Source organism: Haloprofundus salilacus, assembly GCF_020150815.1.
GTDB classification, from domain to species: Archaea; Halobacteriota; Halobacteria; order Halobacteriales; family Haloferacaceae; genus Haloprofundus; species Haloprofundus salilacus.
Genome location: NZ_CP083723.1, coordinates 953,852 through 976,227, shown reverse-complemented (window position 1 = coordinate 976,227; position 22,376 = coordinate 953,852). Strand labels below are relative to the sequence as shown.

24 protein-coding genes are annotated in these 22,376 nt (G+C 64.7%); 11 read left to right on the top strand and 13 right to left on the bottom strand.

Annotated features, from left to right (window positions below):
- Positions 1–15: 15 nt before the first annotated feature.
- Positions 16–450, bottom strand: a complete 435-nt coding sequence (locus LAQ58_RS05045) for a MaoC family dehydratase (protein WP_224449521.1) — start codon at positions 448–450, stop codon at positions 16–18.
- A gap of 179 nt (positions 451–629) precedes the next feature.
- Between LAQ58_RS05045 and LAQ58_RS05040 the strand changes: the two genes are divergently transcribed.
- The gene (locus tag LAQ58_RS05040; protein ID WP_224449520.1) at positions 630–1,922 is read left to right on the top strand and encodes an MFS transporter; all 1,293 of its coding nucleotides are present in this window, start codon (positions 630–632) and stop codon (positions 1,920–1,922) included.
- Positions 1,923–1,966: 44 nt separating this feature from the next.
- On the opposite strand, the gene LAQ58_RS05035 is transcribed toward LAQ58_RS05040, so the two are convergent.
- Entirely contained in the window at positions 1,967–2,923 is a 957-nt protein-coding gene (locus LAQ58_RS05035; RefSeq protein ID WP_224449519.1) for a DMT family transporter, read from the bottom strand.
- Positions 2,924–3,114: 191 nt separating this feature from the next.
- On the opposite strand from LAQ58_RS05035, the gene LAQ58_RS05030 reads away from it, so the two are divergent.
- Positions 3,115–3,600: an Lrp/AsnC family transcriptional regulator gene (locus LAQ58_RS05030; protein WP_224449518.1), complete on the top strand. Its 486-nt coding sequence runs from the start codon at positions 3,115–3,117 to the stop codon at positions 3,598–3,600.
- Between the two features lie 199 nt (positions 3,601–3,799).
- A complete protein-coding gene (locus LAQ58_RS05025) occupies positions 3,800–4,087 on the top strand; it encodes a HalOD1 output domain-containing protein (RefSeq protein WP_224449517.1) in 288 nt (95 codons plus the stop codon).
- A gap of 111 nt (positions 4,088–4,198) precedes the next feature.
- Here LAQ58_RS05025 and gatE read toward each other — a convergent pair whose 3' ends face one another.
- The 3 genes from gatE to LAQ58_RS05015 form a co-directional block, all read right to left on the bottom strand.
- Complete coding sequence (gene gatE / locus LAQ58_RS05020; RefSeq protein ID WP_224449516.1) at positions 4,199–6,067, bottom strand: Glu-tRNA(Gln) amidotransferase subunit GatE; 1,869 nt, start codon at positions 6,065–6,067, stop codon at positions 4,199–4,201.
- Between the two features lie 264 nt (positions 6,068–6,331).
- Positions 6,332–6,493 carry an HVO_2901 family zinc finger protein gene (locus LAQ58_RS18995; RefSeq protein WP_317988548.1) on the bottom strand — a complete coding sequence of 54 codons (162 nt, stop codon included), beginning with the start codon at positions 6,491–6,493 and terminating at the stop codon, positions 6,332–6,334.
- Positions 6,494–6,664: 171 nt separating this feature from the next.
- On the bottom strand, positions 6,665–8,071 hold the full coding sequence (locus LAQ58_RS05015; RefSeq protein WP_224449515.1) for a class II fumarate hydratase: 1,407 nt from the start codon (positions 8,069–8,071) through the stop codon (positions 6,665–6,667).
- A 266-nt stretch (positions 8,072–8,337) separates the two neighbouring features.
- On the opposite strand from LAQ58_RS05015, the gene LAQ58_RS05010 reads away from it, so the two are divergent.
- Genes LAQ58_RS05010 through LAQ58_RS04995 form a run of 4 tightly spaced genes read left to right on the top strand, consistent with a single transcriptional unit; the run spans position 8,338 to position 12,756 of the window.
- Entirely contained in the window at positions 8,338–9,690 is a 1,353-nt protein-coding gene (locus LAQ58_RS05010) for an ABC transporter substrate-binding protein (protein ID WP_224449514.1), read from the top strand.
- A 12-nt stretch (positions 9,691–9,702) separates the two neighbouring features.
- Positions 9,703–10,734, top strand: a complete 1,032-nt coding sequence (locus LAQ58_RS05005) for a carbohydrate ABC transporter permease (protein ID WP_224449513.1) — start codon at positions 9,703–9,705, stop codon at positions 10,732–10,734.
- Entirely contained in the window at positions 10,731–11,615 is an 885-nt protein-coding gene (locus LAQ58_RS05000; protein ID WP_224449512.1) for a carbohydrate ABC transporter permease, read from the top strand. Before LAQ58_RS05005 ends, LAQ58_RS05000 begins: the two co-directional genes overlap by 4 nt.
- Position 11,616: 1 nt before the next feature.
- Entirely contained in the window at positions 11,617–12,756 is a 1,140-nt protein-coding gene (locus tag LAQ58_RS04995; protein WP_224449511.1) for an ABC transporter ATP-binding protein, read from the top strand.
- A 6-nt stretch (positions 12,757–12,762) separates the two neighbouring features.
- Here LAQ58_RS04995 and LAQ58_RS04990 read toward each other — a convergent pair whose 3' ends face one another.
- The 3 genes from LAQ58_RS04990 to LAQ58_RS04980 form a co-directional block, all read right to left on the bottom strand.
- Complete coding sequence (locus LAQ58_RS04990) at positions 12,763–13,956, bottom strand: AGE family epimerase/isomerase (protein WP_224449510.1); 1,194 nt, start codon at positions 13,954–13,956, stop codon at positions 12,763–12,765.
- Between the two features lie 61 nt (positions 13,957–14,017).
- Positions 14,018–14,272, bottom strand: coding sequence for a BolA family protein (locus LAQ58_RS04985; RefSeq protein ID WP_224449509.1), 255 nt, complete (start codon positions 14,270–14,272; stop codon positions 14,018–14,020).
- A 92-nt stretch (positions 14,273–14,364) separates the two neighbouring features.
- On the bottom strand, positions 14,365–14,550 hold the full coding sequence (locus LAQ58_RS04980) for a hypothetical protein (protein ID WP_224449508.1): 186 nt from the start codon (positions 14,548–14,550) through the stop codon (positions 14,365–14,367).
- Between the two features lie 30 nt (positions 14,551–14,580).
- Between LAQ58_RS04980 and LAQ58_RS04975 the strand changes: the two genes are divergently transcribed.
- The gene (locus LAQ58_RS04975; protein WP_224449507.1) at positions 14,581–15,075 is read left to right on the top strand and encodes a DUF7988 family protein; all 495 of its coding nucleotides are present in this window, start codon (positions 14,581–14,583) and stop codon (positions 15,073–15,075) included.
- Here the strand turns inward: LAQ58_RS04975 and fen are convergent, their stop codons facing one another.
- Both fen and LAQ58_RS04965 read right to left on the bottom strand, forming a co-directional pair.
- Positions 15,076–16,056 (bottom strand): flap endonuclease-1, encoded by a 981-nt coding sequence (gene fen / locus LAQ58_RS04970; RefSeq protein ID WP_224449506.1) that lies wholly within the window; start codon positions 16,054–16,056, stop codon positions 15,076–15,078.
- Positions 16,057–16,081: 25 nt separating this feature from the next.
- A complete protein-coding gene (locus LAQ58_RS04965) occupies positions 16,082–16,711 on the bottom strand; it encodes a GNAT family N-acetyltransferase (RefSeq protein WP_224449505.1) in 630 nt (209 codons plus the stop codon).
- Positions 16,712–16,919: 208 nt separating this feature from the next.
- Here LAQ58_RS04965 and LAQ58_RS04960 point away from each other — a divergent pair, with 208 nt between their 5' ends.
- Positions 16,920–17,342 carry a DUF3054 domain-containing protein gene (locus LAQ58_RS04960; protein ID WP_224449504.1) on the top strand — a complete coding sequence of 141 codons (423 nt, stop codon included), beginning with the start codon at positions 16,920–16,922 and terminating at the stop codon, positions 17,340–17,342.
- A 37-nt stretch (positions 17,343–17,379) separates the two neighbouring features.
- On the opposite strand, the gene LAQ58_RS04955 is transcribed toward LAQ58_RS04960, so the two are convergent.
- Positions 17,380–18,666, bottom strand: coding sequence for an MFS transporter (locus LAQ58_RS04955; protein WP_224450219.1), 1,287 nt, complete (start codon positions 18,664–18,666; stop codon positions 17,380–17,382).
- 383 nt (positions 18,667–19,049) lie between these two features.
- Here LAQ58_RS04955 and LAQ58_RS04950 point away from each other — a divergent pair, with 383 nt between their 5' ends.
- Complete coding sequence (locus LAQ58_RS04950) at positions 19,050–19,274, top strand: DUF8015 family protein (protein ID WP_224449503.1); 225 nt, start codon at positions 19,050–19,052, stop codon at positions 19,272–19,274.
- A gap of 134 nt (positions 19,275–19,408) precedes the next feature.
- The gene (locus tag LAQ58_RS04945; protein WP_224449502.1) at positions 19,409–20,407 is read left to right on the top strand and encodes an ornithine cyclodeaminase family protein; all 999 of its coding nucleotides are present in this window, start codon (positions 19,409–19,411) and stop codon (positions 20,405–20,407) included.
- A 95-nt stretch (positions 20,408–20,502) separates the two neighbouring features.
- On the opposite strand, the gene LAQ58_RS04940 is transcribed toward LAQ58_RS04945, so the two are convergent.
- Complete coding sequence (locus tag LAQ58_RS04940; RefSeq protein ID WP_224449501.1) at positions 20,503–20,946, bottom strand: DUF8215 family protein; 444 nt, start codon at positions 20,944–20,946, stop codon at positions 20,503–20,505.
- A 139-nt stretch (positions 20,947–21,085) separates the two neighbouring features.
- The gene (locus tag LAQ58_RS04935) at positions 21,086–22,153 is read right to left on the bottom strand and encodes an mRNA surveillance protein pelota (protein ID WP_224449500.1); all 1,068 of its coding nucleotides are present in this window, start codon (positions 22,151–22,153) and stop codon (positions 21,086–21,088) included.
- Between the last annotated feature and the right edge of the window lie 223 nt (positions 22,154–22,376).

The window sequence follows — 22,376 nt, the reverse complement described above, 5'->3', positions numbered from 1 at the left end:
TCCCTCGAATCACCGCTACTCGCGACCGAACATCACCACCCCGACCATCGAGAACACCGCCTCACCCGATTGATTGAGCGTCGTCGTCTGGACGTGCGCGAGGCCGCGCTCGTCGCTCTCGACCTCCTTCTCCAGTACCTCGTTGCGCAGGGTCAGCACGTCGCCCGGGCGAACCGGCCGGTACCAGCGGAGTTCGTCGACGCCCTTCGCACCCAGCGAGGCCGCGTCGGAGAGAAACCCGTCGACGAGCATCCGCATCGTCATCGACGCCGTGTGCCAGCCCGAGGCGATGAGACCGCCGTACATCGTCTCTTCAGCCTTTTCGGGGTCGACGTGGAAGAACTGCGGGTCGTAGCGCTCGGCGAACTCGACTATCTCCTCTTGCGTCACTTCGTACTTGCCGAACTCGGTCGTCTCGCCGACCGTGAGGTCTTCGAAGTAAATCGGCATGTCCGTCCAGACACGCGAGCGGCGCAAATAGTTTTGCAGCGCGGCGGTCGAGCGAACTGTCCCGGTCGGTTGCGGAACTCGACGAGATTTTTGCTCCTCGGCCGCCGCTTCCACAACGGTATTGCGTCGAGACTTCGAACCGGGGGTATGACGCGGTCAAGTACGGTGAGTTCGGACTGATGTCGAACCGACTGGGCGTCAACTCGCAGGTGCTCGCGCTGGCGTTGGCCCGGATGACCGAGTCGGTGGGCAACTCGTTTCTCATCGTCGTTCTCCCGCTTTTCATCGGCAGCGAACTCGTCTCGGGGAACACCTTCGGATTGACGGAGGTCGCCGTCACCGGCGTCGTGCTCTCGCTTTTCGGCTTCGTCAACAGCCCGCTCCAGCCGTTCACCGGGCGACTGTCGGACCGGACGGGTCGGCGAAAGATATTCGTCCTGGCCGGACTGCTGCTCATCGGCGTGGCGAGTTTTTCGTATTCGCTGGCGTCGGCGTACTGGCACCTCGTCGGACTGCGCGTGCTGCAGGGGGTCGCCGGGGCGCTGATCATCCCGACGACCGTCGCGCTAGTCAACGACTTGGCGTCGGAGTCGAACCGCGGCGGCAACATGGGGACGTACAACACGTTCAGACTCGTCGGCTTCGGCGTCGGTCCCATCGCGGCGGGGGCCGTCGTCTCAGCCGGACCGTACACGGTCGGTCTGAGGGGAACGCAAATCCAGTTCAGCGGCTTCGACGCGGCGTTCTACTTCGCCACGCTCACCGCGAGCGTCAGTTTCTTTCTCATCCTCTCGCTGATTCGCGACCCCGATAAAATCGAGACCGACGCGGCGGCGGACGAGGCGGACGCGGGCGCTCTCGACGGATTCTCCGTTCTCGACCGGAGCGGACGGGGCTTTCTCGACCCCGTGTTCACGCTCGGCGTCGTCTCCTTTTTCATGGCGGTCGGCATCGCGCTGTTCGCCACGCTGGGCGACATCATCAACACGCGACTCGACCAGGGACCGACGCTGTTCGGTCTCCAGTTCGCGGCGTTCGTCCTGGCTCAGATATTCCTGCAGGTTCCCATCGGCCGGGCGACGGACTTCTACGGCCGGAAGGTGTTCATCGTGGCCGGCACGGTCCTTCTGGTCCCGACGACGCTGGTGCAGGGAGTCATCTACGACCCGTGGCTGATGTTCGCCGCCCGGTTCGCGCAGGGCGTGGCCGGGGCGATGGTGTTCGCGCCCGCGCTCGCGCTGGCGGGTGACCTCGCACCCGACGGGAAGTCAGGGTCAACGCTCTCGGTGCTGACGATGGCGTTCGGCTTCGGCGTCGCCTTCGGTCCCCTGGCCGCCGGCTTTCTGGTCTCGTTCGGCTTCGTCGTCCCGTTCGCCTTCGGCGCGTCGCTGGCGGCGCTCGGAGTTGTGCTGGTCTGGACGCAGGTCGAAGAGGCCATGACGCCGCGTCGCTCGCTGTTCTCGGCCGACTGACCGCGAATCGCGGGAGGGAGTGGTCTCGATTCTTTGCTACGCGATCAGTCCGCGTCCGGGTACGCGTCGGTCGCGACCGGCGCGTCGCCGACGACGAACTCGCGGAGCGCGTCGCGCTTCAGCACGCCGAAGCCGACGAAGATGGCGACGAACCCGACGAGCGCGTTCGCTTCGACTACGTGACCGACGAACGCCGCACTCACCAACGTCGCGACCACCGGTTCGGCGTAGCCGACGAGGTTGATCTCGGTCGGTCCGGTTCGGTCGAGCAACTCGAAGTACAGGAGAAATCCGACGACGCCGGAGACGAACGTCAGGTAGAGGAACGACGCGACGGCGACGGGCGTCACGTGGACCGCCGCGAGCGACTCGCCGCGCAGCGCGCCGACGACGAACAGCGACCCCGCGCCGAGCAGCATCGCCCACGCCTCCATCGATATCAGCGAGAGGTCGGACTCGAGCGGTCGCGTCAGGACGGAGCCGAGCGCGAACGAGACGGCGCTGAGGAACACGAGCGCGACGCCGAGAACCGACCCCAGTTCGAGCGTTGTCGGGTCGGGAGCGACGAGGACGACGACGCCGACGAGGCCGAAGGCGAGACCGATGATCTCGCCGAGACCGAGTCCCTTCGACGGGAGGAGCGCGCTCGCGAACGCGGCCGTCAGGATGGGCGTGAGGCTGATGACGACGGCAGCGACGGGACCCGATACCCATAATTCGCCGAGGTACAGCAGTCCGTGGTACGCGCCGATGAGAAACAGGCCGGCGATACTCACGACGAGCCACTCGTCGCGGCCCGAGGGGAGCCACCGGTCGCTCGTCGCGACAGCGTACACGAAGACGACTGCACCTGCGACGGCGTAGCGCGCGCCCGCGAAGTACAGCGGCGGGACGTAGTGAAGCCCGACCTCGATGGCGACGAAGGAGGTTCCCCAGAACGCCGCGAGGAGGGTAAACAACACTGTGGTCGAATGTTGGTGATAGAGACGACGGAGAGACATTGGTTCGTACCACGTTCGTAATTAGCCCTAGTTGTTAAACTTGTCTACAACAGAATCGTTTAAGATAGAACGTGACGGATATCGAGGAGTCGACGTTAGAGAATCCTCGATTGTATGATTGCAAAGTTAGAGAAACGTTCAACTTTCAATCGCCGGTGACTACATAGGGGCGTCGTCCGAACCGACAGGCCATGGACGAACGCGACATCACGCTTCTGAAGGCCATCTCCGACCTCGGGACCGGCAGTCCCGAACGCCTCCACGAAGCGACGGGTATCCCGGTGTCGACGATTCACTACCGGCTGAACAACCTGAAGGAGGACGGTATCATCGAGAACGACCTCTACGACGTCGATTTAGAGGAGTTCGGTCTCGGCGTCACGGTCATCGTCGAGGTGCTGGCCGACTACAGTGGCTCGTACGAGGACGTCGGCGAGAAACTGATGGAGATAGAGGGGGTGACGCAGGCGTACTTCACGATGGGTGAGACGGATTTTATCGTCATCGCGCGACTTACCGGCAGCGAGATGGTCGAACGGCTCATCTCGGAGTTCGAGGCCGTCGAGGAAGTCGACCGGACGAACTCGACGTACGTCATCTCGACGCTACGCGACAGCCAACGCGTGCTGCAGAGCTACAGCGTCGAGACGCTCATCGAGGAACTCGCCGAGGAGTAATCCCGAGTTCGAGGTCCGCCATATCGGTTCGGTGCATCGCGGCTAGCCCGCTGTCTCGGTTCGAGGTATCGCCGTCGACTCGTCGTGTCAGTCTGTCAGGGGCGAATTTCTCGCGGGAGTGGAAGCAGCCAAATTTGAGGAAATACGCTGTATTATACACCTCACTATCGTAAGGCGATCGATGTCGACACAGAATCAAGTGAGCGACACTTCGGTCCCGAGCGGTTACTGCGCCCTCTTCAACCCACACGTCGACTCCGTCGTCGAAGAGCTCGTCGAGACGGTCTCGGCGCTTCGCGGCGCTCCGCCGTTCGAAATTTCGCCCCTCTACCCCACCGTCGACCCGGACGCCCTCGAAACGCTGTTCGGAGAGCCGAACGCTTCGAACTGGACGGGCAGTCGCGTCGTCACGTTCGACTACGAGGGGTTCGAGGTGACGATCCGAAGTAACGGTTGCATGAGGCTCGTTCCCGTCGACACGGCGTGAGCAAACGTCGAAGAGACAGTGAGCAAACGTTGGAGAGACGAGTCCTCGACGGTCCCCGAAGCCCGATCCGCTGCGAGTCGAAATCGACCTCGGAGACCCCCGACTTTCGACTCAGGTGCGCTTTTGAATCTCTTCTCGGAGGACGCTACTGACGACTTCGCCGTCGGCGCGGCCGCGGAGCGCACCCATCGCCTCGCCCATGAGCCCGGAGAACGCGGCCATCCCCTCCGTTTCGACCTGTTCCTCGTTGCGCTCGACCACGTCGACGACGGCGTCGCGAACCTCGTCTTCGCTCACGCCGGAGAGCCCCGCCTCCTCGACGGCCGCCTCGGCGGATAGCTGTGGGTTCTCCGCCAGAAGCGTCAGCACCTCGTTGACGCCCTCCTTGGCGAGGTCACCGTCGGTGACGAGTTCGACGACGGCCAGGAAGTGCTCGTCGTCGAGGTTCTCGACCGCCACGTCGTCGCGCCGCAGTTCGGTCACGGTGCTCTCGACCAACCCGGCGACGAACGTCGGGTCCGCGCCGTCGTGGACGGCCCGCTCGAACAGCGGCATCCGGCGGCCGTACGCCACTTGCTCGGCTAGTCCCGCGTCGAGACCGAACACCTCTTGGTAGCGTTCGACTTTCTCGGTGAGCAGTTCCGGCACCTCGACCTCCGAGGGGTCGGGTTCGACCGGCGGCACGTCCGTCTCGGGGTACATCCGCGCTGCGCCCGGCAGCGGCCGGAGGTAGCGCGTCGTTCCGCCGTCGTTCGCGCCGCGCGTTTCCTCGGGGACGCCCTCGATGGCGGCCTCGGCCCGCGCCGCCGCCGCGTCGATGGCGAGGTCCGCCGTCTCGGCGTCGGCAGCGACGATGGCCACCGCGTCTTCGGACTCCGCGCCGACCGCCTCGCGCAGCGCCGCGACCTCCTCCTCGGTGACGCCGTAGGCGGGCAGTTCGTCGGTGTGGAAGATGCCGCCCGCGCCGTGGCGCTTGGCGTGGTCCGACAGTTCGGTTCCGAGGCGGTGGTCGGGTTGGAGTTCGCGACCGACGAGGCCGTCGAAGCCGGCGAGGCGGACGCCGGTGACTTTCCCGCCGGCGTCGAGCGCGCCGTGAATAACACCGGAATCGCTGTCGGCGAACACGTCGGTCACGTCCTGTGGGTCGCCGACGTGGGCGTCTCTGTCCCGCAACTCGTCGCGGATGGCCAGTAGTTCGACTTGTCGGCCGACCTCGTTGCGGACAATGTCGTCGATGTCGTCGAGGCTCTGGACGCCTTTCATCTCCACGCGCGCGCCGTCGGCGATCGAGACGTTCACGTCCTGTCGAATCGTACCGAGACCGCGCTTGACCTTCCCCGTCGACCGGAGCAGCATCCCGATGGTTTCGGCGGCCTCGCGAGCCTGTTCGGGCGAAGAGATGTCCGGCTTCGTGCCGATTTCGACCAGTGGGATGCCGAGTCGGTCGAGGCTATAGAGGACGCCGTCGTCGCGCTCTTCGATGCGCTGGGCGGACTCCTCTTCGAGCAGGAGATCCTCGATTCCCACTGCACCTTCGCTCGTCTCGATCTCGCCGTCCTGGGCGACGAGCGACGAGCGCTGGAAGCCCGAGGTGTTCGACCCGTCGACGACGATTTTCCGCATCACGTGTGCCTGGTTGACGACCGACATCTCCATCAGTTCGGCTATCTGCATCGCCACGTCGAGCGCTTCGGCGTCAAGTTCCGCCGGGGGTTCGTCGTCCTCTTCGACGAGGCAGGTGGTGTCGTAGGCGAGATACTCGAACTCGCGGTCGACGCGACTCTCTTCGAGCGCCGCTTCGTCGATTTCGCCGAGTTCGCTCCGCGTGGGGTGGAGGTAGCGCGTGAATGTTCGCGCCGCCTCCTCGGGTTCGCGGCGCACCGTCGGCGAGTCGCAGAACAGCTTCGTCGCGGTGTCGAGCTGCTGGTGAATCTCCAGCCCCGCGACGAGGCCCAGCTCCTCGTAATCGTACTCGGTCATTGTCTCTCCCTGTGCGCGGGGGGCGTAAAAATGGTTCAGTCTCCCGCTCGCTGACGCTCGGCCTCGACGATTTCGTCGCGAGTACGTATCGGAGTTACCTCGAACTCACGTCGCGATTACGGCGCGACCCCTCGCGAGGAGTTCGCGGCGCGGGGATGAAGGAGGAAGAGGGATGATAGCGTCCAACACGGGTCGATATCCATCCGACATCGATTTGCCGCAGCGGTCCGTTTTTGCGTCGATACAGCGTCTATCTACGGGCGCTCAGGCGCGCCGAAGTCCTTCGCCGAGTCCCTCGGCGTCGCAGTCGTCTTCGGGGCATCGATAGTGCCAGCCGTCTCGGGTCGCTTGGCCCTCAGGAAACTCCGCTCCGCACTTTCGGCACAGCAATACGTCGCGACCCTTCGACTCGCGTAGAACGTTCATCCCGACCATGGCGGGAAAATCACCCGCACACCCCATCAAGATGTCGCTTTTCGCCCGTTTCGTGAACTGTTCGCACGTCGTGTCGCCGTCTGTCGGTTTCGTCTCCTCGACACTGTGTTGCGTGCGGTCAGGTGTCGCTCGCCGACGGGAACGGGCCCCAGTTTCGTTCGCTCAGTCGTCGCCGAGGATGCCGCGGTGGGTCATCTTCTCGGGGTCGAGCACCTCGTCGGCCTCCTCCTCTGTTAGGTAGCCCTCGTCGACGGCGACTTCGCGGACCGTCTTGTTCTCGGCGAGCGCTTTCTTGGCCACCTTCGACGCCTTGTCGTAGCCGATGGCGGGGTTGAGCGCCGTCGCCAGTGCCATGCTGCGCTCGACCTGTTCGGCGGTGTACTCCTCGTTGGCTTCGAGTTTGCGGACGAAGCGGTCGGCGAACACCTCCGCGGAGTTCGAGAGCAGTTCTGACGACTCGAGGAAGTTGTGCGCCAACACCGGTTTGTAGAGGTTGAGGTCGATCTGTCCCTCCGCCGCCCCGGCGGCGACGGCGGCGTCGTTGCCGACGACCTGCTTGTGGACCTGGTTGACCGCCTCAGCGACCACGGGGTTGATTTTGCCGGGCATGATGCTGCTACCGGGCTGATTCTCGGGTTGCTCTATCTCGCCGAGACCGTTCCGCGGACCCGATGCGAGAAGTCGCAGGTCGTTCGCTATCTTGTTCATCGACCCCGCGACCGTTCGCAGCGCGCCGTGAGCCTCGCCCATCGCGTCGTGGGCGGACTGCGCCTCGAAGTGGTCGTCGGCCTCGCGGAACTCGATGCCCGTCTCCTCGGAGATGTACGACGCCGCCTTTTCGGGGAACTCGGGGTGGGTGTTGAGACCCGTTCCGACCGCCGTGCCGCCGAGCGCCAGCTCCGAGAGGTGTTCGCGGGTGTGCTCGACGCGGCGGATGCCCTTCTCTATCTGCGTCCGATAACCGCCGAACTCTTGCCCGAGGCGGACGGGCGTCGCGTCCTGCAGATGCGTCCGACCCGTCTTGACGACGTCGTCGAACTCGTCTTCCTTCTCGCCGAGCGCCTCGGCGAGTTCGTCCAGAGCCGGAATGAGATCCTTCTCGACGGCTTCGAGCGCCGCAACGTGCATCGCCGTCGGAATCACGTCGTTCGAGGACTGCCCGAAGTTGACGTGGTCGTTCGGGTGGACCTCGCGGGATCCGATCTCGGCGCCGACGAGCTCGGCGGCGCGGTTGGCGATGACCTCGTTGGCGTTCATGTTCGACGACGTGCCACTGCCGGTCTGGAACACGTCGACGGGGAACTGGTCGTCGTGGTCGCCCGCGATGACCTCGTCGGCCGCCTCAACGATGGCGTCGGCTTTCTCTTCGGGAATCAGGCCGAGATCGCGGTTGGCCTGCGCGGCGGCCTTCTTCACGACGCCGAGCGCGCGGACGAACCGTCGCCCGAAAGTGATGCCCGAGATGGGGAAGTTCTCGACGGCGCGCTGGGTCTGTGCGCCCCAGTACGCGTCGGCCGGTACCTGCATCTCGCCGAGGCTGTCCCGCTCCGTTCGGTACTCGTCGCTCATGGTCGCCCTCACGTGGAGTGGCGCGTAAAAGCCACCGATACCGGCCGACTCGCACCCGAAACGAGCGACGGACTTTCGGCCCGCCTTGTGGACTCGCATACCCTGACAGCCCGCTCACACGCTCCGAGAGGTGTGCGACGCTGTCGGGTAGTTTTCCGAGTCTGTTTCGATATATGATAACAATTCACTCGAAACCGAAGAAAGCCGGGACAATACTTAACTATCGATGGAGGACATATCTCTGCGTATATCGTTGAGGATACATCATGACAGACAATGAAACGCCCGTTTCCCGACGCTCGTATCTGAAACTGACTGGTCTCGCCGGTACCGCAGGCGTGACGGCGCTGGCCGGCTGTTCGCAGGGGTCCGATGGCGAGAACGAAGGCGGCAACGGCAGCGGTGGCAGCGGGAACCAAAGCGGTGGCGGAGACAGCGGTTCCAGCAGCGAAGAACTCGAAATCGTCCACTGGTGGACCGCCGGCGGCGAACAGGACGCGTTGAACGCGCTCCTCGAAGGGTTCCAGGAGGAGTACCCCGACGCGAGCGTGAACAACAACCCCGCGCCCGGCGGCGCGGGGAGTGCGCTCGACACGGTCATCAAGAACCGAGTGCTCAACGAGAACCCGCCGAGCACGTTCCAGATTTGGCCCGGTCAAGCGCTGACGCCGTACACCGAGAGCGACATGCTTGAAGACATCAGCGACAGTGTTTGGTCGAGCGATATGGAGAACGCCTATCTCGAGGGCGTTCGGAACGCGGCGCAGTTCGACGGCAGCTACGTCGCCGTCCCCATCAACATCCACCGACTGAACAACCTGTTCTACAACGTTTCGGTCGTCGAGGAGGCGGGCGTCGACATGCAGAGCGTCGACACGCCGCAGAAATTGCTCCAGGCGATGCAGACCATCGCGGACAGCACCGACGCGGTGCCGATGGCCCACCAGACGCAGTCGCCGTGGTCTTCGCTTCAGCTCTGGGAGGCAATCTTCCAGGCCGAACAGGGCATCGACGCCTACATGGACTTCACGAAAGGCAACGTCTCTAATCATGAACAGGGCGTCAAAGACGCGCTCTCTCGACTCAAGTCGTACAGCGAGCACTTCAACGAGGACGCCGGTTCCATCACGTGGGACCAGGGTAACAGCAAAGTCATCAACGGCGAGGCGGCGATGATTCACCAAGGTGACTGGGCGGCCGGCCAGTACGAAGGCGCCGACAACTTCAACTACGGCGAGCAGTGGGAGCACGTCCCGTTCCCCGGGACGAGCGGCCTCTACGCCGTCGTCACCGACTCGTTCGTCATGCCGACGAACAACCCGTCGCCGGAGACCACGCAACAGTTCCTGAGCTACTGCGGCTCCGTCGACGCCCAGGAGCGTTTCAACCCCATCAAGGGGTCGATTCCGCCGCGAACCGACGTGCCGAACGAGCCGTTCGGCCCGTTCCTCAAACAGCAGCGCCAGGATTTCGAGAACTCCGACTCGCAGCCGCCGACCATCGCGCACGGGACCGCCGTCACGCCGGACGTCAAGAGCAGCCTCGAAGAGGCGTTCGCGGCGTTCAACGAGAACTGGAACGTCAACGGCGCGTACGACCGCATCGCGAGCTCGTTCTAATCGCAGAGACCGATGCGCGATTTCATTCTTCGACTGTTCCGAAGCGGCGGTCGTCCCCGCGACAGCGACGCCACCGCGCGCGCAGACGACTCACAGCGTTCGCTCCACACCGACGGCGGCACGGTGACGAAAGAACGGACCGCCGGACACTCGCGTCTCCGAAACGTGCTCGAAAGCGACTTCGTCGGGTCGATGCCGTTCTGGCTTCCGCCAGCGCTCCTGATGGGGCTGTTCGTCTACGGCGCCATCGGCTGGAACGTCCTCATCTCGCTGACCGACTGGAGCGGACTCGGCCAACCCGACTACGGGTCGCTGAGTTTCGCGATGTACGAGGAGATGCTGTCGGACCCGACGTTCTGGATGGCGACGCAGAACACGTTCGTCCTGCTCATCGTCTTCACCGCCGTCACGCTGCTTTTGGGCCTCCTGATGGCGATTCTCGTCGACCAGAAGATACGGTTCGAGAACACGTTCCGGACCATCTACCTGCTGCCGATGAGCCTCTCGTTCGTCGTGACGGCCATCTTCTGGTCGTGGATGTACAACCCCGAAATCGGGATGATAAACGTCGTGCTCCGATCGCTCGGTCTCGGCTTCCTCGCCAACGCGTGGCTGTCGGACCCACAGTTTTCGCTCGGGGCGGTCATCTTCGCGCTGATGTGGCAGTTCTCCGGGTACTGCATGGTTGTCTACCTCGCGGGGTTGCGCGCGATTCCGACCGACCAGTACGAGGCGGCCCGGATCGACGGCGCGAGCACGTTCCGCATGTATCGCCGCGTCATCATCCCGCAACTGCGCGCGTCGACAACGAGCGCGGCGGTCGTGCTGATGGTGTTCGCGTTGAAAGCGTTCGACTTCCTGTTCGTCCTCTTCGGGCCGACGCCCGGTCCCTCGACGGACATCCTCTCGGTGATGATGTTCCGCGAGGCGTTCCGTTCGACGAACTGGGCGTACGGGTCGGCTATCGCCACCGTCCTCTTCGTGATGGCGCTCGGCGTCATCGGCCCGTACCTCTACCTGCAGTACAGCCGAGGTGAGCTATGAGTTCACAGACAGCGAACGAATCGGCGAGCGGATTCGACTTCCAACGCGTCGCGCTGTACGCGGTCCTCCTCGTGATGGCTGCGTTCTACCTCTCGCCGCTCGAAAGCGGCCTGATGACAGCGTTCAAGACTCAAGAAGCGTTCTTCGGATCGACGCCGTTCGTCCCGCCGCCGCCGTCGGGGTTCACCATCGACCCCTGGTTCGAGGCGTGGAGTCGCCTCCAGTTGGGCGTGTTCAACAGCCTGCTGTTGGCGATTCCGGCGACCGCGCTCTCCGCCGTCCTCGGCTCGCTCGCGGCTTACGGGCTGACGAACGTGAACTGGCGCGGGCAGGTCGCGGTCATCATGCTGTTCGTCGCCGGCATCTTCGTCCCGTACCAGTCGGTGCTGGTGCCGCTGACGCAGTTCTGGACGATGGTCGGCCTGCCGGACCTATTGGCCGGCGTTCCGGCGCTCGCGCAGCGCTCGGGACTCATCGAACTCATCGTCACCCACACCGCCTACGGCATCCCTATCTGCACGATTCTCTTTCGGTCGTACTACGCGACCATCGATCCGGCGATGCTGGAGGCGGCCCGACTCGACGGCGCGACGGTAGCGCGCGTCTACTGGAAGATCATCCTGCCGCTGTCGGTGCCCATCTTCGCGGTGACGCTCATCTACCAGTTCACCCAGATCTGGAACGACCTGCTGTTCGCGCTAGTGCTCGTCACCAACCCGGGCAATCAGGTCGTCACCCTTTCTCTGAACCAGTTGCAAGGCTCAATGGTCCAACAGTACAACTTACAGATGGCGGGCGCGTTCGTCGCGGCGCTTCCCACGCTCGTCGTCTACGTGCTGTTCGGCGAACAGTTCGCGGAAGGCGTCGCGGGAGAAACCTAACATGGCACAACTCACACTCGACCACGTTACGAAAGTGTTCGACGACAACGGAAGCGACATCGTCGCCGTCGACGACGTGAACATCGACCTCGCCGACGGCGAGTTCCTCGTACTCGTCGGCCCCTCGGGCTGCGGAAAGTCGACCACGCTGCGGATGGTTGCCGGACTTGAGACCATCACGAGCGGCGAGATTCGCCTCGGCGACCGCGTCATCAACGACAGTTCGCCGCGCGACCGAGACATCGCGATGGTGTTTCAGTCCTACGCGCTATACCCGCACATGACGGTCCGCGAGAACATGGCGTTCGGTCTCGAAGAGTCGACGGAGCTCTCCGACGACGAGATCTCGCGGAAAGTGACCGAAACGGCGGAGATGCTCGACATCGGCGAACTGCTCGACCGAAAGCCCAAAGAACTCTCCGGCGGTCAACGCCAGCGCGTCGCGCTCGGCCGCGCAATCGTCCGCGACCCGAAAGTGTTCCTGATGGACGAGCCGCTGTCGAACCTCGACGCCAAACTCCGGTCGGGGATGCGGACGGAACTGCAGCGACTCCAGGAGGATCTCGGCGTGACGACGATGTACGTCACGCACGACCAAACCGAGGCGATGACGATGGGCGACCGCATCGCCATCCTCGACGACGGCAAGCTCCAGCAGGTGGCGACGCCGCTGGAGGCGTACCACCAACCAGCCAACCAGTTCGTCGCGGGCTTCATCGGCGACCCGTCGATGAACTTCTTCGAGATGGAACTGCAGGGCGACAGACTCGTCGGCGACGAGTTCGCCTACCCCATCTCGCAGCAGACCCGCGGACACCTCGGCGGCTCGACACGCGTCGTCCTCGGCATCCGTCCCGAGGACATCGAGCTCGTCTCCGACGCCACCGGCGACCACGACTACGAGACGGTCGTCGACGTCGTCGAACCGATGGGCAACGAGAACAACGTCTACCTGAGCTTCACCGCCGACAGCGAGACGACGTTCGTTGCGACCATCGGTGGGATGCGCTCCGTCGAGGGCGGCCAACCGGTTGTCGCGCACATTCCCGAGTCGGCGATTCACCTCTTCGACGCAGAGAGCGGCGAGGCGCTCAAGAACCGCTCGCTGGACGAACTCGAAGACGCCGAACCGCGGCTGTAAGGAGCGTCAGTCGAAACTCCGCAGCGCCTCCCAGCACGCCCCGATCGGGTGGTAACCCGGTTCGACCGCCGGTCCCTCGTTCGCGTCGACGTACTCGTTCTCTCGGGTGAGTTTCGCGTACCAGTTACCGCCGGGCGCGACGAGGTTCGCTTCCGCGTACGCCCAGAGCCGGTCGTACCACTCCAGATAGCGCTCCTCGTCGCTTTCGTCGACCACGTCCGACAGCGCCGTCGCCGCGCCGATGGCCTCGGCGACCGGCCAGCCGTACTTGTCGTCGACGACCGGTTCGCCGTCACGGTCCAGCGTGTAGTAGAAACCGCCGTACTCGTCGTCCCAGCCGTCGAGCGCGGCGTCGAACAGTTCGATTCCTCGGCGCCGGAGCCACGGTTCGTCGCTGTGTCGCGAGAGCATCGCGGTCAGCTTCGCCCACTCCGCGTGGTGACCCGGTTGATACCCCCACGGCCGGAACTGGTCGTCGGGTTTGTCGCGGTTGTAGTCAAAGTCGTGCTCCCACGACTCGGTGTAGTGCTCCCAGATACGACCGCCCGTCTCCTCGGCGAGGTCGACGGTCATTCGCTGCGCGATGGCGAGCGCTCGGTAGAGATACCGCTGTTCGCCGGTCGCTTCGTACGCGCCGAGCATCGCCTCGCACATGTGCATGTTCGCGTTCTGTCCGCGGTAGGACTCGACGGGGTTCCAGTCGGCGTCGAGTTCGCTCCGGCAGAGTCCGTGCGCCTCCTCCCAGAACCGGTCGTCGATGAGCTCGAACGTCTCGGCGATGCGCGCCTCGGCGCCGCTGACGCCGATTTCGGCGGCATCCGCGTACGCGAGCAACACGAACGCGTGACCGTAGCAGGAGCGTCGCTCGTCGACGGGGTCGGTGCCAGAGAGAAGCCACCGATAGCCGCCCGTCTCGGCGTCTCGATGGTGGTCTACGAGAAAGGAGACGCCGCGCTCCGCCGCGGGTTCGCACCAGTCGGAGACGTTGAGACGCGCTCCGCGACTGAAGTTCACGACGAACCGAGCAGTGGCGACGAGATGCTTCGAGTCGGCGTCGTAGACGTGGCCGTCCCGCTCGTCCAACTGCGCGACGAAACCGCCGTACTCGTCGTCGATGCACGCCGGGTAGTAAAACTGCAGAACGTCGCGGATCTGCTTGGATACCCACGACGCGTCGCGGGCGGTAGAGTGTCCCGTCATCGTACGCATCAGAACGCGCCTGCAACCGAAAAGTGTGGGGTTGGCGTATCGGGACCGGAAACTACGGTTCGTACTCCTCGGGCGTGTACGTCTTTATCTCCATCGCGTGGATGTCCGTCGTCATGTGCTCGCCGAGCGCGTCGTACACCATCTGATGCTGTTGGACGAGCGACTTTCCTTCGAACGCCGGCGAGACGACTACCGCCGCGAAGTGTGCGTCCTCGTGGTTCTCGTCGGGACTTCGGGGTCGCGACACTGTCGCGTCGGCGTCGTCGATGCCGGCTTCGATGAGTTGCTCTATCTCGTTGAGGTCCATGTCCGATGCGGCGCGCGCAACGCCCAAAAATAAAGTGGATGTTCCGTTGACGGGTTCGGGAGTCGAGCGTCGGTTCCGAAGCGTCGCACATCTCAGGCGCTTCCGACCGTCAAGGAGTCGGCCTCCTCGCGGGCGTGGTTTCGGCCGTCCATCGCGACCATCACCATCGAGAGACCCGAGACGAGACGGGTCCCGTCGAACAGCAGGTCGACTGCCCAGGTCGCGGTGCTCGGGAATCCGACGAACAGCAGAGCGGCGACGCCGACGAGCTCCGACACCCGTTTGTACGCGCGGAGTGACGAACGCCCGTGTCTTCTGTCGCCGACCGCGTTCGAACGCACCTGCTCGCCGAGGAGTCCGCGCTCCTCGACGGAATCGCTGACTGTGCGGACGCCGTCGCCTCAGGGTGGGCCGGGGAGTCGACGACCGAACGCGCGAAGGTCGTCCCTCCGCTCAAGGCAGTCCTCGCCCGCGCAGGCATCACTGACCAGTTGCCGGGCCTGCTCGCCCGCTGCGTCGACGCCGCGGGATTCGAACTCGCGGCGCCCCCGGTCGCCGCCCCGCCGTACGTCGTCGTCACGGCGACGGGTCCGGTGCTCCGGGCGACGCTCGACCCCAGTCGACTCGTGATTTCGCTCCGCGTCTTCGAGGTCGAACGCGGCGACGACTGCCGTGACGACGGAAGCGTCGAAATTGGCCGTAGCGACGGTGACGGCGAAACCGGCGGTGATCGCTCCGGCGAACCGAGGTACCGTCGTCGGGGCGAGACGCCGGAAGAACTCGTCTGCGTCGAACTCAGATAATCAGGTCCAGCGGTCCAGTCCTGTCTGACTGAGTGCGTCGTCGATGCGCTCGAACCCGCGTCCGACCTCGTCGGCGTCGACCTCCCACTCCTCGGTGACGTAGGTACGCGCCGCCGAGACGTCGGGGTCGACGTCGGTGTCGAACTCGTACTCGTCGGTGACCGGCGGGTCCAAGAAGAGGTCGCGGATGCGGTCGGCGAACTCGACGTGCTCGCCGCGGGCCTCCAGCGCGGCGAAGAGGTCGCCGTGCTCCTTGACGAGTTTCAGCGCCGTCTTCGGGCCGATGCCGTCGACGCCGGGGTTGAAGTCGGTCCCGCAGAGGATGCCGACGTCGACGAGTTGCTCGTAGGTGAGGTCGTGTTCGGCGAGCGTCGCGTCGAGGTCCATCAGTTCGGGATTCCCGGAACTCGTCAGTTGTCGGAGCGTCAGCGGCGCGCCGAACAGCAACGTGTCGTAGTCTTCGCTGCCGACGTAGTCGGCGTCGCCGCGGCGCGCCATGTACGACGCCTGCGCCTCGCCTTCGGCTGGCGCTTCGACGTAGGGCACGTCGAGCAGGTCGAGCAACTCGCGGCTGGTCTCTTGGATGACGCTCGTCAGTCGCTGTGTGCGGGCTTCGAGTCGCGCGGCCTCGATGTAGTCGCCGCGCTCGCGGGCGTCTTCGAGCAGTTCCTCGGCCTGCCTGCGCTGCTCGCGGCGCGACTCAACCTCGTCGTCTTTCAACTCCGTCACGCCGCCATCGAAGACGAACACCGGGACGAGGTCGTTCTCGAAGAACTTCGGGAGACCCTGCACGATACCCACGAGGTTGGCGACTTCCTCGCCCTCGCTGGTCGTGTACACCTCGTCGCGAGTCCACTTCACCGTCGTCGTCAGATACCGGTAGAGCCAGTTGTGGGCGTCGACGGCGACGATTCTCCCGTTCAAATCGTTGAACGACACCTCGGAGAGCGCCGCCAACTGGCGCAACGCTGCGTTTCCCATCGGCCCACGTTAGACCGTCTCGGAGTTAAACGTCCGCACTTTCCGGCGCGGGAATCCGCCGGGGCGGTTCAGCGTCGGCTCTCGATTCGAGAAACGCCCGCTCCGCCTCGCCGAGGCCGCGTTCGCGGTACACGTCCAACCCGGACTGGTACGTCTCGCGGTCCCGGCACTCTCGTCTCCTGTCGCTTCCGTCGTCCTCGTCGCCCAACTGCCGCTCCAACACCAACTCCGCCAACCCGGTCTGCCGGCCGGTGTACGCGAACCCCGCTTTGTAGAGCGCTTCGTAGGCGAACGGGTTGTTGACCGCGATTCGAAGACGGTCGTACCCGCGTTCCCGCGCGCGCACCGCGAGAAACGCGGCCAGTTTCGGTCCGACTCCGTCGCCGCGGCGGTCTTCGTGGACGGTGACGTAGCGAATCCAGAGAGTAGAGGCGTCGGTTCGGTCCTCGTTGAACGCGACGGCGGCGAGCACGTCGCGGTCGAACTCGTCGGCTTCTCCTTGCGCTTCGTCCGCCGGTTCTTCGTCCTCGACGCGGACGACTGCCTTCCCCGTGTTCGACATGACGAACTTCCCGGCGTAGCTGAACTCCCGGTAGTCGAGGCGGAGCGTCGGACCGCCGCCCCCCTCCGGCCATCCGAGCACGAGGAACTCCATACTATTCGATTCGTACGCCGTGGCAAAGGCCGTGCGGTCCGCCGACGGCCGTCCGCGAGGAGACCGAGTGCTGCCGCCTCTGGCGAGTCTACGTACTCCCGTTCGGGACGAGTCTACGTGCTCCCGTCCGGGACGAATCCGCGTGCTACCGTCTCACGCGCGAAAACGCAAACCTGACAATCATTAGGCCCCGTACGAATCACCCGATATGGCCACCCAATCGGAATCGTTCTGGGACCAACGAATCGACCGGGGGACGCTCCCGTTAGCCGTCGGCGACGTGCTCGTCATCGGCCTCGTGCTGACGCTCGGCGTCATGATGCACAACGGCGGCGTCTCGTACCTCACAAGCGACACCACGGGCTGGTTGCTGACGCTCGTGCCGTTCTTCGTCGGCTGGCTCGTCTGCGCGCCGCTGGTCGGCGCGTACTCCGCCGGGGCGGGCGAGTCGGCGAAGGCGTCGATTCCGCTCGCCGTCCGATCGTGGGTGCCCGCGGACATCGTCGGACTCGGCATCCGCGCCTCGCCCTTTTTCGAAGGCGGCGCGGACCCCGTGTTCATCGTCGTCACGCTGGTCACCGTCGGCTTCGCGCTCGGTGTCTGGCGGTGGCTCGCGTTCAAACTCCGCTGAAAAACCGAACTTTCCTTCCGACGGTCGACTCGGACGCTCAGACCGTCGACGCATTTCGAGAGAGGTAGACGCCGACCAGCGACGCGACGGCGGCGAATCCGGCGAGCGTGACGAACAGCACGCCGGGCGAGGCGTATTCGAGAATCCCGCCCGCGATTGCGCCGCCGAGCGCGCCGACGCCGAAGACGCCGAGGTAGGTGTAGCCGTACGAGAGGCCGCGTGTCCCTGCGGGCGTATACTCCGCGACAGTCGCCTGGTACAACGGTTGGACGACGAACAGTGCGAAGCCGAGAATCGCGGCGACGACGAGCAGCGGTCCGATGCCGAGGTTAGCCACTGGGAGGAAGACGAGCGCGAGCACGGCGAGTGCGCCGAACGCGCCCGCGATGCCTTTCTCGGGAGCGACGCTGTCGGTCAGTTTCCCGCCCGCGTACTGGCCGAGAACGCCGATGATGAGCAGGCCGGAGTAGATGTAGCGCTCGGGGTTGAGCTGGCTGTCGCCGGACGCTTCCAGCCCTATCGACGCGAGGAGGTCGCCGGGGATGAACGCCGAGAGCGAGACCGGGTCTACACCCGGTAATCCGGCGAGTAACTGCGGGAGGAACGTGAGGACCCCGCGGTAGTACAGCCCCGAGCACATCACGACAACGAACACGAAGACGAAGCTTCCGGCGAACAGCCGCTTCGACTCGCCGACGAACTCGGACCACGATTCAACGCTGGCGTCCGCCTTCGAGTCGCCGCCATCGGTCTCCGCTGCCGAAGCGGTGACGGCAGCGGTCTCGTCGAACTCGGCGCGGTAGGCGAATAGCGCCGCCAGCAGCGCCGGAACGGCGAGAACGATCGCGACGACGCGCCAGTCGACGAACAGCAGCATGATGGCGGCGACGAGCGGACCGAGGCCGATACCAATGTTTCCGGCGATGCCGTGGTAGGCGAAGCCGGTTCCGCGCTCTTCGACGCCTTTACTGATGAGCGCTAGTCCAGCCGGGTGGTAGACGCTCGCCGCCGCCCCCCACATCAACAGCGCGAAGGCGATGGCGAGAACGCCCGGCGCGACACCGAGAACGAAGAAGGACGCCGACATGCCGAGCAGACAGAGCGTGATGAGACGCCGCGAGCCGAGCCGGTCGACGAGCACGCCGCCAGGTAGCGCGCCGAGGCCGAACAGCCCGTATCCGGCGGTGACTACGAGACCGAGCGTCGCCGGATTCACCGGGAACTGTGCGATGCCGAGGTCGATGACATTGAACTCGAGCAACCAGATAGTGACGAATATCGGAACGGACAATTCGTAGGTATGGACCATCCCGTGGGCGAGCATCACGAGTGCCACAATCGAACGGTCGTTACGGTTCACGGTGGTGATTCTAACGACGGAAGGGTTTAACTCTCCGATGGGGGCAAGCCGGACGAAAAATCGGTCCGAAACGGCGAGGAGGGAGAGAATAGCGTAGTCGTCACACGGCTGATGCGACCTATCAGTGACATCGATACACACGCTAGGAAACGTCGATGCCCCTCGATTCCGGGCGTGTGATGCCCTGAAACCTGGTTTTCGCGAGAGCGGCGCTTCCGGTCGTCTCCGAGGCGAAGCGACCATGTATTTGAATAACTTATAGAAATCCCACCCGCTGATTCTACAGTGGTTGTAACTTAGTCACAGGAAAGAATTATATATCCCCCATGCATACTTTGTAATACATTATGACGGGATACTACGACTACGTGCTCGGCCTCATTCCACTCGTGTTGTTCGGTGTTACTGCAATACTCACCATCGCGGGCGTCGGTCTCACCACCGCCGTCCCCATCGCAGCGATGGGCTCAGTGGGAATCATGGGTCACGCGCTGTTCGTCAACGGTCCCGTCGATACCCAACCGGTCTCGACCTCTCAGAGCACCAACACCCAGCCAGTCAACGCCGACTGAGTTCTCTTTCTCCCTCTCCCGTCTCTCCCGCTTCTCATCTTTTCGGGGGTTTCGGTTCGTTTCTCGCCTTCGACCTTCTGTTTCACTTGGCCGACGCCCGCACGGTTTTAGGCGTCGCGTCCGTTTCGACGGGTATGACAGACGCGCTGTTTCTCACGAGCGACGACGTTGCGGGACTCGCGACGCCCGCCGAGTACGTCGACGCGGTTCGCGAAGGCTATCGACAACGCGGCGACGGCGCGCCCGCCGAACCGCGGACGAAACTCGTCAACGACGACCCGCGAGGGATGCTCACCACCTACGCCGCCGTCCTCCCCGAGACAGGAGCGATGGGCGGCTACATGTACACCGCCGGATTCGGCGAGAGCGATGCCTGGTTCATGACGCCGCTTTTCGACGCCGAGTCGGGCGAACCGCTCGCGCTGCTCGACGGTGCGAGCATGAACCCATTCAAGACGGGGGCGGCCGGCGGCGTCGCCGTCGACGCGCTCGCCCGCGAGGACGCCGAATCGGTGGCGATCATCGGCAGCGGCGCGCAGGCGCGCGGGCAATTGCGCGCAGTGGCCGCCGTCCGTGACCTTGACACCGTCTGGGTCTACTCGCCGACGAAGGAGAACCGCGAGTCGTTCGCCGGGGAGATGGACCGACTGCTCGACGCCAGTGTCGCCGCCGTCGCCTCCAGCGCTGCCGCTGTCGAAGGCGCGGACGTCGTCGTCACGGCGACGAACGCGTCCGAACCCGTCTTCGACGGTGATTTGCTCGAACCGGGAACTCACGTCACCGCGATGGGTCAGTACAGCCCTAACAAGCGGGAGGTCGACGCGACGACTGTCGAGCGCTCGAAGTACGTCCTGGACCTCCGGGCGCGCGCGACGCAGGACGCCGGGTCGTTCCTCCACGCGGTCGAGGAGGGCGTCGTCACCGAGGACCACGTCTACGCCGAACTCGGCGAGGTGGTCGCGGGCGAGGTGCCGGGCCGCGAAGACGACGAGGAGATTACGCTGTTCGACAGCGGCGGTACCGGTATCGAGACGGTCGCGGCGGCGCACATGTTGTACGAGAAGGCGCGCGAGGAGGGTCTCGGCACGACGCTCGACCTGGCGCCCGCCAGCGAAGCGCTCACCGGCGAGTGACCGAACACCAACCGGCGTGTGACGGAACACGACCGGCGTGTAACAGGGCGCTCACCGAAACGTGAGGGGGACGACGGTTCGCCCTCGAACCGCCGTCAGAAACTCGCGCGGGCGACGCGAAACAGGGTGTCGAGGAACCGAGGCAACGCCGCCAGCGCGAGAAGCGAGAGGGCGGCGGGGACGACAACGACGGTCCATCCGACGCCGGTTCGCAGGTAGACGGCGGTTCCGAGATACGTCCCGACACCGACGACGCTGCCGTAGTACGCTGACCGAATCGGCATCGTCCGAAACTGTCCGACGCGCGGCCACGCGCCGACGTCGAGGTACCGTCCCCTGAAACTTCCGACGGCGACGACGGTGGTCGAAAGCGACGTCATCGCCGCCGCCGACGCCGGTCCGGCGGGACGAACGCCGAGTAGCAGTACAAGCACCGGCAGTACGAGAAACGACACCTCCATCGCCGCGAAGAAGATGAAGTCGAGCCACCGCTCGAACCGGTTCGAAAACGGCTCTCCGTCCCGTCCACGGCGGGCCACGGGAACCTGTAGGGTTCGAGACGCAAAAGCGTCATCCCCGCGACGTGACGGTCTCTTCCGTATGTGACCGGCCGTTTTCTCGTTTTACCTCTGACGGCCGGGCCACTTTGCGACGGCCAGATACCCCTGACGGCCGGTGCTACTTGAGTCGGTAGCGCAGTAGCGCCGCGATGCCACCGAGATTCTTCAGTTGCTGACCAGGCTGGAACTCCACGGAGAAGACGGTCACCTCGCCGCCTTTCTGCTCGACGGTTTCGATTATCTCGTTTACGTCCCGCATCCAGTCGCCGCGGCCCTGTCTTTCGTCCCGCAGCCGGGAGTCCAGAATCAGCAGTTCCTCTATCGCGCCGAACTCGGCGGCTTGCGCCACCTCATCGACGCCGTAGGCGGCTTTCGCGCCCTCGGCGATGCGTTCCATCAGATCGTCGATGCGCTCGGCCTCGCGGGCGATGCGGGTCTCCTTCTGGACGTCGTCGACTGCCCCGCGCTTCAGCACCTCGTGGACGCCCCGGTCGCCGACGCTCGCGGTGTCGACGGTGGTCAGTTTCTCGGCTACCTCGGGGTAGTTGTCGGCGATGTAGTCGCGGGCGTCCTGCTTCGTAAAGCCCGGCCCGGCCAGAATCACCGTGTCGGCGTCGGCGTGCGACAGCGCCGACCCGAGTTCGTCGAACAGTTCGCTTCGCGGACGCGCGTACTCGCCCTTCCCGGTCGGTGCGGTGAACGATGCGTACTCCTCGGTGCCGTACTGGGCGACGGTGTGGATGTAGGCCTCGCCCTCCTCGACGGTGGCGATGACGACATCGGGGTTCTCGGTGGCGCGTTCGGCCTCCTCGATGCGGTCGATCTGGTCCGGCTTGAAGTGCTTCTCGATGGTTATCTCGCCGCGTTCCTCGACGTTGAGCGTGTGGTGGTGGCCGAGTTGGTCCTCGCGGGAACAGCCGACGATGACGCCGCCGACGCGAAGCCGATTGGCGAAACGGGCGAACTCCACGTCGTCGACTTCGATGGTGACGTGGAGGTGTTCACGCTCGCCGCCGGTGTCGCGCATCTGGTCGTCGGCGCGCTGGATGCGCCGGGTCGTATCGCCCGAGACGTGGTCGCCGGGTTCGAGTACGTACGAGAGATGCCAGAGGTCGTCGACGTTCTCGGGGACGAGCGTGATGCGCTCGCGCCCCTCTTCGCCGCGACCACGGCCTGCGATTCGCATGTTCGAAACTCGCCCTCGGGGGTTAAGGTGGCTTTGCATCAGCGCAGCCGCGGCGGTGAACTCCTTGACGACCATCCGAGACGATCCGCGACCGTCGATTCGCGGCCGTCAACTCGGGACCGTCACCCCGCGACGGCGACGAACCCTTATCCCGGATGAGGGAACCACTCCCGTCCGTGAGCTGAGAGCTCACTGCGGGTCGCTCCGACAGACCGTCGGAGCG